The organism is Mobilibacterium timonense (genome assembly GCF_900155555.1).
Classification (GTDB): domain Bacteria; phylum Bacillota; class Clostridia; order Peptostreptococcales; family Anaerovoracaceae; genus Allobaileyella; species Allobaileyella timonense.
The window spans coordinates 388,346-401,420 of sequence record NZ_FUHN01000008.1; the positions used below are offsets into that span (position 1 = coordinate 388,346).

At 59.1% G+C, this 13,075-nt stretch carries 10 protein-coding genes; 1 reads left to right on the forward strand and 9 read right to left on the reverse strand.

All coding sequences use genetic code 11. The features are described 5' to 3' along the window. The first annotated feature begins 4 nt into the window (after positions 1–4). Positions 5–1,564: a hypothetical protein gene (locus BQ7382_RS07840; RefSeq protein ID WP_077391558.1), complete on the forward strand. Its 1,560-nt coding sequence runs from the start codon at positions 5–7 to the stop codon at positions 1,562–1,564. A 19-nt stretch (positions 1,565–1,583) separates the two neighbouring features. Here the strand turns inward: BQ7382_RS07840 and arsS are convergent, their stop codons facing one another. From arsS to BQ7382_RS07885, 9 genes are all read right to left on the reverse strand, one after another. Further along, complete coding sequence (gene arsS, locus BQ7382_RS07845) at positions 1,584–2,507, reverse strand: arsenosugar biosynthesis radical SAM (seleno)protein ArsS (RefSeq protein WP_408633459.1); 924 nt, start codon at positions 2,505–2,507, stop codon at positions 1,584–1,586. A 62-nt stretch (positions 2,508–2,569) separates the two neighbouring features. Further along, positions 2,570–2,899: an arsenosugar biosynthesis-associated peroxidase-like protein gene (locus BQ7382_RS07850; RefSeq protein WP_077391560.1), complete on the reverse strand. Its 330-nt coding sequence runs from the start codon at positions 2,897–2,899 to the stop codon at positions 2,570–2,572. Positions 2,900–2,971: 72 nt separating this feature from the next. Further along, positions 2,972–4,120: an alginate O-acetyltransferase AlgX-related protein gene (locus BQ7382_RS07855; protein WP_159437268.1), complete on the reverse strand. Its 1,149-nt coding sequence runs from the start codon at positions 4,118–4,120 to the stop codon at positions 2,972–2,974. Positions 4,121–4,195: 75 nt separating this feature from the next. Then, positions 4,196–5,794: an MBOAT family O-acyltransferase gene (locus BQ7382_RS07860; RefSeq protein ID WP_159437269.1), complete on the reverse strand. Its 1,599-nt coding sequence runs from the start codon at positions 5,792–5,794 to the stop codon at positions 4,196–4,198. Next, positions 5,791–7,095, reverse strand: coding sequence for an O-antigen ligase family protein (locus BQ7382_RS07865; protein ID WP_077391563.1), 1,305 nt, complete (start codon positions 7,093–7,095; stop codon positions 5,791–5,793). The genes BQ7382_RS07860 and BQ7382_RS07865 overlap by 4 nt, the downstream gene beginning before the upstream one ends. Beyond that, entirely contained in the window at positions 7,092–9,224 is a 2,133-nt protein-coding gene (locus BQ7382_RS07870; protein WP_077391564.1) for a glycosyltransferase, read from the reverse strand. Before BQ7382_RS07870 ends, BQ7382_RS07865 begins: the two co-directional genes overlap by 4 nt. After that, positions 9,224–11,281, reverse strand: coding sequence for a TIGR04283 family arsenosugar biosynthesis glycosyltransferase (locus BQ7382_RS07875; protein WP_077391565.1), 2,058 nt, complete (start codon positions 11,279–11,281; stop codon positions 9,224–9,226). The genes BQ7382_RS07870 and BQ7382_RS07875 overlap by 1 nt, the downstream gene beginning before the upstream one ends. Then, positions 11,281–12,279 (reverse strand): (Fe-S)-binding protein, encoded by a 999-nt coding sequence (locus tag BQ7382_RS07880; protein ID WP_235847984.1) that lies wholly within the window; start codon positions 12,277–12,279, stop codon positions 11,281–11,283. Before BQ7382_RS07880 ends, BQ7382_RS07875 begins: the two co-directional genes overlap by 1 nt. A gap of 18 nt (positions 12,280–12,297) precedes the next feature. Continuing rightward, the gene (locus tag BQ7382_RS07885; protein ID WP_077391566.1) at positions 12,298–13,068 is read right to left on the reverse strand and encodes a TVP38/TMEM64 family protein; all 771 of its coding nucleotides are present in this window, start codon (positions 13,066–13,068) and stop codon (positions 12,298–12,300) included. Between the last annotated feature and the right edge of the window lie 7 nt (positions 13,069–13,075).

Consider the following 13,075-nt stretch of genomic DNA (forward strand, 5'->3'; position numbering starts at 1 on the left):
TCCAATGATCTATTTCACCCACTACATTCCATGGAATGACGACTCCAGAATGACCTCCGGAGTCAAGGGCATCGAAGATATAGAAACGATCTTCTGCCGGAATGGCGCCCGGCTGCTGCCGATACCATCAAAACGCCGGACACACCACCTGACACCAGCCCGGCGCCTGGCCCTCCAGCGCCCGATACTCCGGACCTGGCAGGAGGCCTGCGGCCCCCTGCTCCCCGGCGACGCGCTGGTCATATTGCTGCCCCTCCACGAAAAATTCGGACTCCTCGGCCGCCTGATCCGCAGCCTCAAAAGCCGCGGCATCAAGATCGTATTCCTGGCCGCCGACCTGGAACTGGCACGGCCTGCCACATACTCAGGCCTGAAAAGGTCCTATGTGACACGCCAGGAACTCTCATACCTGAGGCAGGCCGACGGGATCATCACCCACAACCAGGCCTACACCCGCCTGCTCCAGAGCCGCGGCATAACCGGGCCGTTCATGGAGTTCGGCCTCTTCGACTACCTGATCCCGGAGGCGCAGCTCCGGAATCTCCAGTCCCGCCGGAACGGCGGGACGCCCCTCTCTCCGGATGCGGGATCCAGTCAATCAAACGACGGGACGCCCCTCTCTCCAGATGTGGATCCCGGCCAGTCAAACAGCGGGACGCCCCGCCCCGATGGACCAGTGATCATCGCCACCAACCTGAACCCCGAGAAGGCCGGTTACGCCTACCGCCTCCCGGCAGGCACCGATTTCGTCCTCTACGGACCTAACTACCGCCCGGAACTTCAGAGGTCCGACGGGGCGTCCGGAGGCTCCGGAGCCTCGGAACGGAGGCCGGAGGACCGTAAGTCCGATAATGCGCCCGGTAGCTCCGGGGCCTCAGAACTGAGACCGGAGGACCGTAAGTCCGATAATGCGCCCGGTAGCTCCGAAGCCTCAGAACGGAGACCGGAGGACCGGAATTACCACAATGGCGCCCAGCCATCCGAGCCGGAGGACCGTAAGTCCGATAATGCGCCCGGTAGCTCCGAAGCCTCAGAACCGAGGCCGGAGGACCGGAATTACCACAATGGCGCCCAGCCATCCGAGCCGGAGGACCGGAAATGCCATGATGAATCCAAGGGCTCCGGAGCCGCGGAACCGAGGCCGGAGGACCGGAATTACAATAATGCTCCCAGTCCTCATATAACCTACGGTGGGGCATTCCAGGCCGACGACCTTATAGACCACATATCCGGCTCCTACGGACTCCTCTGGGACGGACCTTCCCCCGACACCTGCGCCGGACCATACGGAAGCTACATGCGGGTGAACACGCCGCACCGGATAAGCCTTTTCCTGGCCTGCGGCATCCCCGTGATCGTGTGGGACCAGTCCGCCATGGCGCCGCTGGTGCTGGAAGAGGGCCTGGGCTTCGCTGTCTCCAGCCTCGGGGAGATCCCGGCAAAGCGCATGGAGATCTCCGCCGAGCAGTACAGTGAGATGGCAAAAAAAGCCTGGCTCACAGGAGCCAGGCTTCGCCGCGGTGAAAACACCGCGAGTATTCTGGAACAGATCAGACAGCTCTGATCTGCAAATGCCAGTTTTTCTAGCTCGTGGCACCGCCGCAGCTGGAACCCTGGCCGGCAGTGCAGCCGTAACAGTGGTTCGCTAGGGCGATGTGCCTCTTCTGGATGCCGTGCTCCCTAAGGTCAAAGATGGTCTCCTTTGTGGTCACCGGCAGATCCACGGCCTGGTTGAAATCGCAGTCGAAGATCCGGCCGTCGTATCCGACAGAGATCTGGTATCTGCACATCATGGCCGGCTCAGACGCCGGATTGTAGGCGTCGAAGAGCGTATTCATGTAGCGCTCAAGGTTGCCTGACCTCTCCAGGAAGTCTCCGAACCTGCCAACAGGATTATTGGTGATGGCGAAGAGGTTGGAGAAGTGGATGCCGAAGTCCTTTTCAAGCTTCTGGTGATACAGGTCTCCCATGGATCCCTGGTCCGGAGGCAGAAATGCCCCGCCCGGGTTGTACACCAGGTTGAGGTCAGGGCCGCCAGGCTCTCCGATTCCAAGGGAGTTCAGCTTCTGGAGCATCTTTATGGAGCTCTGGAAAACGCCCTTGCCGCGCTGACGGTCGGCGTCCTTTTCCCTGTAATACGGAAGTGAGGCGAAAACTGTGACCCCAAGATCCCTGTAGAGCTCCGGCAGGTCCTCGTATCCCGTCTGCTCCAGGATCGTAAGATTGGTCCTCACGTAGACCGTGTCTGCCAGCTTGCAGCACTCCTTGAGGAACCATCGGAATTCAGGGTTCATCTCGGGAGCCCCGCCGGTGATGTCGATGGTGGTGAGGTTTTCGTCGTTCCGGAACACGTCCAGACAGCACTCCATCACCTCTCTGGACATGGTCTCGGTCCTGTCCGGGCCGCCCTTCACGTGGCAGTGCTTGCACGCCTGATTACATTGCAGGCCCACGTTCACCTGCATGGTAGTTATGACGTCGGTGTACGCCGCCTCCGGATCGGACATGTGAGGCTCGAAAGCGGGTACAACTGAAAGTCTTTTCAACTGATCGTTCAAAACAGCTCCTCCTAGAACTCAAGCTTTTTTACGATATTCTTCATCTGAAGGCCGTGAGCCAGAGTCGCTCCGCCCCTGATGGCTGCCGCCACGTGGATGGCCTCTGTCATCTGCTCCTCGTCCACGCCCTTGTTCAGGCAGTCGTTGGTGTAGGAGTCGATGCAGTAAGGGCACTGGAGAGCAGTGGCGACGGCCAGGGCGATGAGGGATTTCTCCCTTGCGGTGAGCGCACCTTCAGCGAAGACGTCGCCGTAGTAAGCCATGAACTTGTTCCACAGCTCAGGAGCTTCCTCTCCCATGGTCCCGAACCTTGCCAGATCCTCTTCGTTGTAGTAAGCCATTTTTTCCTCCAATTCAAATTCATCACAAGTGATAAAAGTTTTTATATCAAGGCCGGATCTCCGGCCGGGATATCATTTTCTGCTGAAAAAAGAAAAGTTCCGCCCCTCCAGTGATGCGGGATTATACGCGATCACCACGCAGTCGAAGGAATTCTTTTCCAGGTACTCCCACAGCGACACGTCGGTGAAGTCCCTCATGTCCACCGCGGTCACCCGCCCGTAGTTCATGGCCAGAAAAGGCACCATGCACCAGGAGTAGGAATCTCCCACCAGGAGAATGCTCCCCCTTGATCCTGAGTCTTCATTCACCACTGTGGCGATCGCTCCACGTCCGTTCATGTAGGCGTCGTAGGAGACGCGGTGGTACAGGTCTCCCCGGGAGATGATGCTCCTGTCCACCAGGGCTTCTCCGAATTTTCCCCTCCTGGAAAAGGTCTTTCCGTCCCTGCGCCAGGTCACCCGGAAGTCCGGGGAGTTTTGGGGAGTCAGGAGGGTGAAGTCGTCTGTGCCGGCGTATGTGGCTCCGGTCTTCTTTCCAAGGGCTCCGAGGTAGTAGTTCCTGTACGTCTCAGTGTCGTAGGTCCCCGGATCGAATGCCGCTTCATCGTAGCACAGACCGAAGTCATTGTGGAGCCTGCCGCCCAGGATCCCGGCGGCCATCAGTGCCGCCTCGGGACGCCAGTGGTGGTCGGTCCGGAAAAACATTTCATCGGCGCTCATCCTGCCATCCATCTCCCGCCGGAGATCCAGAACTTCAACGCCTCCGGCTGTCAGGCCGCTTATGAGCCTGTCGCAGTTGGAGTCACTGTAGTCGGCGGCACCTCTCTCCAGGCCGCCTTCCATCCCGGTCTTGAAAGGCACCTGGACGTAGATCAGAGGGACGCCGCGGGCCTCGAGCTTTTCCTTGAGAGCGACCGTGTTCGCCACGTAGCCGTCGAGGCGACCGTCGCCCAGCCTGTCGATGCCGTAGGAGAGCTGGCCGTCCTCCAGCTTCGTGACGCCCACCTCCTGGTCCGGTATGTATCTTATCCCGAGGGTCCTGTTGACTCCTCCGTATACGCCCATCCAGAAGGTCAGGCCCGGGAATTCCTTTGCCAGCGCTGAGTCGAACCGGGATCCCTGTCCCCTGTCGCCCAGCACACCTTGAAAATTCGTGTCACTGTAGGTCAGTACCCTGCGGGCCGCCGGTGCAGACACCAGGCACAGCACACTTATGATCAATATGAAAAATACCGCTGTAAATCGCTGTGCCTTCATCGATGCTCCTGAGCGGGATCCCGCCCTTATGATTCTCTATCAGAACTGAAAATATATAAAGGGGCTATAGCCACCTTTAATAACAAAAGAAAGTGATATGACCAGAAGCAATACCATTGCGACTCCGAAGATCACCTGATACCAGCCGTCACCGAGCTTTTCCTTCAGCCACGCGCCGGCCGCCGGGACCACCGGGAACGACAGCACGGCCCCCACCAGCATCACGTACCAGTACTCCCTCAAGAGGAAGAGAGTGAGCTGATCTCCCGTCACCAGGGCGCCTCCGGCCGCCAGAGCACCGCCGGCACCACCTCCTGCGCTTCCGGTGAGGCCGGAGAGCCCCGCCATTGAGAGCAGATAATGACCGGCCTGAGGCAGGCTCCCGCACCTGAATATGACCGAGCCCAACAGCATCACCAGGATGATGTAGCAGTGGCGGGCGAACCATTTTGCGAGCTTGTTGTGGCTCACGCCATCAGCAATGTGACTTTCTCGAATTCGACCGTCGCTCGTTCCACTTCTTCGGGCCAGGCCCCCGGCACCGCCGCCTGGGCCCCGATCCACCGTGGTTTTCTTTTCAAAGAAAAGCTTTTCCACCGCCACCAGCGCGAACCAGTACAGGCCCCAGGCCAGAAAGGTCCAGCTGGCACCGTGCCACAGGCCCGTCAGGAGCCACACCACCAGCAGGTTGAACATGTGCCTGCCCGTTGTGACACGGCTCCCTCCCATGGGGATGTACACGTAGTCCCGGAACCAGGTCCCGAGGGAGATGTTCCACCTCCGCCAGTACTGGGTCAGGGAGTCCGAAGCGTACGGGTAGTTGAAGTTCTCCCGGAACCGGAACCCCAGCATTGCACCCAGTCCGATGGCCATGTCCGAGTACCCGCTGAAGTCGAAATAGATCTGAATGGCAAAGGCCACCGCACCGACCCAGGCCAGGCCGGTGGTCAGCTCTGCGGCCCCTCCCATGTAGGTCCCGGAGGCGCTCACCCCGAACACGGCGTCGGCCGCCGAGGCTGCGGTGTTGGCGATGATGACCTTTTTCCCGAGGCCCTGGATGAACCGGCACACTCCCCAGGCAAAAAGATTGGGATCCTGCCGGCGGACGCGGATCTGCTCAGCAACGTCCCCGAAGCGGACGATCGGCCCGGCTATGAGCTGTGGGAACATGGAGATGTAGAGGGCGACGTTCACCGGGCTTTTCTCGGCGCTCCCCGGCCGCCTGTAGACGTCAATCACATAGGACAGGGCCTGGAAGGTGAAAAATGAGATCCCCACCGGCAGTGCTATGTCCGGTATAGAGATGCTCATCCCTGGCAGGCGGTCCAGGTTCTCCAGCGCAAAGCCCAGGTATTTGTAAACGAAAAGAAGGCTCAGATCCCCCGCCACGATGGCGATGAATATGGTCCTGCGGGCGGCACCTGTGTTACGGTCCATCCAAAGAGTAAGCCCCCAGTTTAGGACCAGGGCTCCGACCATGAGGAACACGAACCGCGGCTCCCCGAACCAGTAGAAAAAAAGGCTGGCCAGAAGCAGGAAGGCGTTCCGAATCCTGAGGTGCCTGTCAGGTATCAAATAGTAGACGGCCAGCGTCACGGGAAGAAAAAGAAAAATGAAGGTCACGCTGGAGAATATCACGGCCGGCCTCCATTGAATCTGATCATGTCCTTCATCAGCATGCATACCATGAACATGGTGATGTACTGGTACGGGACGATGGTCACGGCAAAGAGCACTAAGAAACAGATCTCAAAGGCGATGTGGGCGTAGCTCCCGGATCTGATGCTCCCGGATGCGCCCCTGACTATGGCCCAGGCGTAAGGTATGAAAAGCATGAGCCCGCCCTCCGCCAGCACCTCCACGGGCGAATTGCTGTAGCCGAGGTTGCTTAGCCTCCATGGTGAGGCGAACCTGGCGATGTACGGGGTGTTTTCGAAGCCCACTCCCCAGACAGGACTGCTGAGCCAGGCCTTGAAGCCCGACCTGATGTCGTCCATCCTTATCGACGAAGACTCCGTGGTCGTCTTGTTCCACAGGAGCAGCACCACGAAAGCGAGCACCAGCGCAGCCAGTAGTATCATCTTCTTCTCCTGGGCCAGGTGCTCCCTGAAGGAGTCCGCGGATCTGCGCTTTCTCCTGACGTCCGGCAGGTTTTTCATTATCCACATGAGTGCCAGCAGGAACCAGCCGGTGGCGGTGAACGTCGTCAGCATCGCCAGTGCCAGGATCACCCTGCACCACCTGTGGGTCTTCGGGCTCCTGCCGTCCTGTGTGTAGACGTCGGTCATGAAGGCAAGGGAAAAGATGTAGTTGGCCATAGGTCCCTCTACGAATATCGCCGAGTTCCTGGCCACGTAGCCTGTTATAAACCACTGGGTCTCGTAGTAGATGTACATGAAATGTGTCCGCCAGATGATCTTCCCGTCGTCCGACCAGTCCACGTACACGCTCCCGGACCACGGATATGGGATCAAGTGGAGCAAAGAGAGCAAGAACCAGCAGACCACGGAGACTCCCGCAACTATCACGACCACGTCGCGAAAGGCCGCGAGGAGCGAAGCGGCTTTTTCCCCGCCGCCACGGGACTCCAGAAATATTACGAATGCGCACAGCAAAAGCCCGCATCGCAGGGCGCGGCGGTAGTTCACGGGATCCAGCAGGACGAACAGCACCAGGTAGAGCATGACGATGATCCCCGTCTTCACGGAGGACCACCGGATGCCAGGCACGCCCTTTTCTCCGTCGTTTCTGAAGGCCAGCGCCATGAGGCAAAGCCCCAGTATCAGCGCCGTCGCCCGGTTCACCCAGGGGCCGTAGTCCCGGAGGTGCATCCAGATGCTTCGGCACTGTATCACCATGGTGGCGGCGGCCACGTAGGTGACGGCGAGCCATACGATGCTGAAGCCTGTATTCTGTTTTGCTGTGGTTTTTTCAGTCAATATATGCTCCTGATAAGCCTTGCCGTCTCTCTGATGTCCAGGCCTCTCGCCTCGATCTCTCCCGAGTTGTCCGTACGTACGGTGTCAAGCTCCATGAGGGCCTCCTTCCAGGATCCCCTGTCACCCAGAGATATGCGGCGGAAGTTCTCCGCCACCCGGCTCTCCGTAACCACGCCTGTGGAGGCCACCACCGTAAGGCCGTTTGCCTGTGCCTCCAGTGCAGCGATGGAAAAGCCCTCGAACAGGCTCGGAAGGGCGAACACGTCCATGGCCTGGTAGTAGTCCTCCGGATTCTCCACGTTGCCGGTGAAGATCACCAGCCCGTCCATGGAGCTCCCGCGCACTTTATTTTCCAGCTCCCTGCGCTGGTCACCCTCTCCGACGAGCAAAAGCCTGATGTCTTCTCCCGGATACTCTCTCCGGATCTCATCTGCCAGGGAGAGGAGAAAGCCGGGATTTTTCTGCCCAGTCAGCCTCCCCACGAAGCCGATGACCCGCGCGCCATCCGGGATGTCCAGCTCCCGGCGCATCTCGCGCCTCTTCGCCGGGTCGAAGGCGAAACGCCTTACATCCACCCCGTTTTTCACGACCTGGAGCCTCTCCCTGCAGATCTTTTCCGGGAACATCCACTCCCCTGCGGCCTGTGAACAGGCCAGCCATCGGGAGGGATACCTCGTGAGTACCCTCCTGGAAAAAAGGGACGTCAGCGTATGCGACAGATTCGGGATGCCGGCGCAGTGGGCGTGGACCACGATCTCCGGGATACCGGCCCGGTTCGCCAGCTTGCAGTACTTCCGGAGCATGGTCACGCTTCCCGAGTGGATGTGGACAGCATCCCATCTTGATGCCCTGAGGACATCCCTCATGGCTCGTGTCTCCCGCCTCCTGGCGCCTCCCGGGCGGAACGGGCAGTCTCTCGTGAACACCCTGTGGCCCAGGGTCTCCATCTCCCTCACTATCCTCTGGTTATCGCAGTAATATGGTGTGAAGAGGTCCACCTGGAGACCACTGGTGTCCATTACCTTCAGGATCTCGGATACGAAGATCTCCTCTCCCCCGAAGGAAATGGGTTCGCCGAAGACCTGGAGGATTTTCTTTTCTTTTGTTGTATTATCGCGGTCACCGGCCTGTCCGCTTTCGGGCACTGACGCCCACGCCCGGCCGCCTGGTATCTCATCAGCGCGTCCTTCCCCTGGTCCGGCCTCCGGATAGCGTATCTCCGGGCAGAAATCCAGCCCCGCCCGGGTGCCCCGGAACATGGCGCCGAGCCGCTTCCTTTTTTCATGAGCGGTAAAGACGATGCGGAACCAGTGGCCTATCAGCCTCCTGGTCTCATAGATGAAGCCGTTCAGGCCCTCTCTCCTGTAGAGATACACGTCGTTCCGGTACATGGTCTCGTACCTGCTTACCGGACGGTCCTCATCGGCAGCGATGTTGGCGCCCCTGTTTTCCCCGGTCATGTGGAATACGCGGCTGCCGTTCACCAGATATGAAGGATACACCCTGGAGATCCGACGGGTGAACTCCCAGTCGTCTGTCCAGGTGCCGAACTCCCTTATAGGCAGGCCCATGTTTTTTATCACGCTGGCCGGGACGAGCAGCGAAACGAAGGACGCCATCACCACTGGTACGGCCGGGCTCAGAAAGTCCCTGACCTTCATTGTCAGGCTCCTCCTCTGGATGTTCATCCTGTTGAGGGTGCCGTCCTTCCACAGCGCCTGGCTGGAGAGAAAACCGTATCTGTCTCGTTTGTTCTCGTGGACCTCCAGCAGGGCCTCCAGGGCCCCGGGCTCCGGCTGGGTGTCGTCGTCCATGACCCACACCAGCTCGTATCCCAGCCTAACGGCCTCTTCCATGCCGAGGCTGAAGCCGCCGGCCCCGCCCAGGTTCTCCCCTGTGTCCAGGTAGATGATCCTGCCTCCATCTTTCAGAAAGACTCGGATCTCTTCCACCTCCTGCACCTGAGGTATCTCGCGGATGGAGCTTCGTCCGGCGCCCCCGTTGTCCACCACGATGATGTCCATTTTCCCCGCAGCGGTCTGGAGACTCAGGCACCTGAGACACTGAGCCAAGAGCTCATCTCTTTTGTACGTGACCACCACCGCGGCAGTCTGCCTGACTTCTCTCATCACTTCATCTTCCTCACGGCCTCTGCGGTGAACATCTTGAAAAATATCTTCGCGTCCAGAGCCAGGCTCGCGTTGTCCGCGTAAAAGAGTTCCATCCTCTGCCTGCTGCCGTCGTGGTATCCCGCCCAGTCCCGGCCGTAGGCCTGCCAGTACCCCATCCATCCGGGCCTGACGCTCTGGAGCCGCTCCAGCTCCTCACCTGTATATTTCTCTGTTTCCTCCGGCAGGATGGGCCTCGGGCCGATGATGCTCAGCCTGCCCTGGAGCACGTTCACGAGCTGCGGCAGCTCGTCCAGTCCCCACCTACGGATAAAACCCCCTCCGGGTATCACCCGCGGGTCTTCCTCCAGCCTGTATTCTTCACGGTATTCACGGCGCTGCACCGGATCCAGGGAGCTTTCGATCTCCTCAGCGTCTTCTTCCATGGTCCTGAACTTCCATATGACCACAGGCTTTCCGTGGTATCCGATGCGCTCCTGCCGATAAAAGACCTTTCCCCTTCCCCGTACCTTCACGGCGACCGCGGTGATCACCATGGCCGGAGAGAGTATCACCAGCCCGACGACGCCGAGCACGATGTCGAGGGTCCTCTTCGCAAAAAGATACCCCTTGTTTTTCTCCCTCCAGTTCCGGCGGTCCGGGCAGAGCCTCTCGTACTCCATCTCCCCCTGGTAACTGTCCATGCCCTTCATGTACATCCTGCGCATCCTGGCCATGTTCCTCATCACCAGGAGCTTGTGGGCGGTGGAGCCCCTGTATCTCCTGTCGGAGGCCAGGATCCTGTGCTCCGCCATCCCGGGCGTGATGCCCATTTCCTTTAAGTTCAGCGAAAACTGCAGGTCCTCCATTATCCTCAGCTCCGGGAATCCCCCGACCTTCTCGAAAAGTTCTTTTCTTATGAAGATCCCCTGATCCCCGAATACTATGTGTCTCCTGCTGGCCCTGAAGTTGGAGATCCATTTATTTGTATACATGAAAAAGTTCCTGCTGTCGAACCGCACCCCGAAGCACCCCCACTGGTGGTCCTTCAGGACGGCCTTTATCTCCCCAGCAGGATCATCGGGAAGCTGGCAGTCCCCGTGGAAAAAGAAGAGTATCTCTCCCGCGGCGGCCTCCGCCCCGGCGTTGAGCTGCGCTCCTCTCCCTCTCGGGCTGCTGATGATGCGGATCCCGTCGTCATCTGACATCGCCTCTCTCAGCCTCTCCAGGGTGCAGTCCGTGCTGCCTCCGTCCACCAGGATGATCTCCCGCGGCTTCCGGATCTTGCGGCACTGGCGGATAACCGACTCCGCCATCTCCTCCTCGTTGAAGAGGGGCACCACGGCGGAGATCAGCGGATACCTCCTCGTGAACTCCATGGTGCAGGACATTCCGGTGAAGAAGCCATCCAGCTCATCTTCTCCCAGCGCCCTGAACCTCTCCAGGTCCTCTGGCACGTCGATGTCGAAGGCCTCCGGCAGGAGCTCCCATGTAACGTCTCCGGGTATCCTCTCCAGCGTCTCCTCCATCACGGCGCCGTGGCTGTATCTCTCCAGGGAAAAAGCCTCTCTGCACGGCGTTCCGGCCCCCACCAGGCAGTAGCCCCCGTCCTCTGTGGGAGTGAACACCATGTCCCTCTCCTCCAGGCAGCGGAAGGCATCCATGATGTCCCCGCATGTCAGCTGAGGCGAGTCGGTGCCGGTCAGGACGCAGCTCCTGTATCCCATGCCCAGCACGTCCCTGATGGCGTTGTCCATCCGCTCCCCAAGGCCCTCTCCCCTCTGGGAAAAGAAGTCCATCTTCACGCCCGCTTCTTCGGCCATGGCCTCGAGACCCCTCCGCTGCGAGGGTCCTCCGCTCCAGGCAAAAAACAGGGCGACCCCCTTTTCCCGGAGCCTCCCTGCCCTCCTGAGCCCGTCTCTGATCAGCGCCATCTGGAGTTCGAGGCACTGATCATCATCGTAAAAGGGCTTCATTCTGGTCTTCACCTTCCCCCTCTCAGGGGCCTTGGTGAAGATGATATACGCCTTGTCTTCTTTTGCTTTCTTTTCTGTTGTCTCCCCTGTTCTCTCTGCCATCACTTGTATTTCGTCATCATTCTGTTCACATACGATGTCTTAACGGCCGGCTTCTCGTCTATCCCGAGCATCAGGGAAAGGGTGTGCCGAAGGTCGCCGCCGTTCCTGGCGAACTGCCCGGCGCAGGAGGCACAGCAGGTGCAGAGGGTCTTTTCCCCGCCGGCCGGGTACTTCTTCCCTATGGTCTCCGCAGATCCCTTTGCGAGCTCAGGCTCGCAGGCCCCTGCGATGCCGCCAAGGCCACAGCAGTTGACCTCATCTTCCTTCTCCGGTCTGTATCCGAGAAGCTCTGAAATGTCATCGTACCACTCTCCGGTCTCCCTGTCGGGACACGGCATGAAGATCTTCAGGCCCTGAGGCTTTTCCACCTCGATGCCCAGTTCCAGCAGCCGGCGGTACACGCTGACCACCCTGATGCCAAGCCTGTCCTTCAGATAGTAATAGCAGTTGGGGCACATGGTGACGATCTCCTCGGCGCCCGCCTCCTGCAGGTTTTTCCTTATGGTCCCGATGATGCGCTCTTCTTCCTTTTCCAGCCCCAGGAGCCCGATCGGCTTGCCGCAGCAGTCGTAGGCGATGCCGTAGCCATATTTTTTCTTCATCATGCCGGCAAAGGCCTTGTTGGTCTTGGGGAATAGAGAAGGAAAATTGCACCCCGGGAAGATCACCGTCTTCCCTGCGGCCTTCTTGTAGTTCCGGAAAATATAGTCGCTCTTTTCCTTCAGCATGCCGGTGTAACGTCCCGGATCGTAGATCCCGTTCTCCCGGGCCACGTGCTCCCGGCGCATCTCGAGAAAAAGCTCAGTGCCCTTTATGTCAACCGGGCACACCTCGTCGCACTTCCCGCATATGAAGCAGTGGTACGCCAGGGGCGCCAGCTTCTCCACGTCGCTCAGCTCGCATCCGTATTCAGTGAGGAAGCTGCAGTTCTCCCTGCAGGCACCGCAGTGAATGCAGGAGCTGGTCATGTTTCTGTATCTGATATAGTCGAAATCCATCATCTGTCTCTCTTGCCTTCAGTCGTTCTTTTTCTTCTCGCCGCCAGCCATTCCTCCACCGGTGGCATTTCCGTCCGGCGCAGCCTCGCCGCCTTCCTCCGGCCCGACGTACTTCTTTTTCAGGAGCCTGCTGGCCACTATCACCACTGCGGCGATCACAACCGTAGCCAGGGCGTAGAAAAGCCTGTTCGTCCCGTCGATCACAGCGTAAGTCCCGAATGTGTACATCGCCGTGCCCGGGATCATGAATACAAAGGTCCCGAGGGAATACTTCGCCAGGCTCATGTCGGTGATCCCGTAGGCGAAGTTCTGCAGGTTATACGGAAAGATGGGCACCAGCCTGGTGACCATCAGCACCGTCATCTCGTTCTTGGTCTTTTCGTCGAAGAGCAGCCGGTCGATGTACTTGTTTTTCATCACCTTGTCTCTCAGGCTGTCCCTCAGGAAAAAGCGTCCCACGAGAAAAGCCAGGATCGCGCCGATGGTAGCGGCTACGGAGCACAGGAGCGTCCCTATCCAGGGACCGAAAAGCGTTCCGGCTATTATGGCGAAGGTCACTCCCGGCAGGGCCAGGACGACGCATCCCACGATCATCACCACCATGTAGATGGCAACGACTTCGAGGTAGTTATCCTTCATGGTCTCCTGGAGCCGCTGGTACCACTGTGGGTCCGTGAAGTAGTCTGACCAGCCGTATCTCCTGTTCAGGAGGAACACAATGAGAATTGCGGCCGCGAATATCACGGGTTTCACCAGCTTTTTCCAGCTGGTTCTGTTTGTTTCTTTCATTTGCATC

Bases quoted from the DNA above. Each gene is read 5' to 3' on its own strand.
- BQ7382_RS07870 (WP_077391564.1), bottom strand. From the start codon at position 9,224: ATGAGAGAAGTCAGGCAGACTGCCGCGGTGGTGGTCACGTACAAAAGA.
- BQ7382_RS07875 (WP_077391565.1), bottom strand. From the start codon at position 11,281: ATGGCAGAGAGAACAGGGGAGACAACAGAAAAGAAAGCAAAAGAAGAC.
- BQ7382_RS07840 (WP_077391558.1), top strand. From the start codon at position 5: ATGATCTATTTCACCCACTACATTCCATGGAATGACGACTCCAGAATG.
- arsS (WP_408633459.1), bottom strand. From the start codon at position 2,507: ATGTCCGATCCGGAGGCGGCGTACACCGACGTCATAACTACCATGCAG.
- BQ7382_RS07850 (WP_077391560.1), bottom strand. From the start codon at position 2,899: ATGGCTTACTACAACGAAGAGGATCTGGCAAGGTTCGGGACCATGGGA.
- BQ7382_RS07885 (WP_077391566.1), bottom strand. From the start codon at position 13,068: ATGAAAGAAACAAACAGAACCAGCTGGAAAAAGCTGGTGAAACCCGTG.
- BQ7382_RS07880 (WP_235847984.1), bottom strand. From the start codon at position 12,279: ATGGATTTCGACTATATCAGATACAGAAACATGACCAGCTCCTGCATT.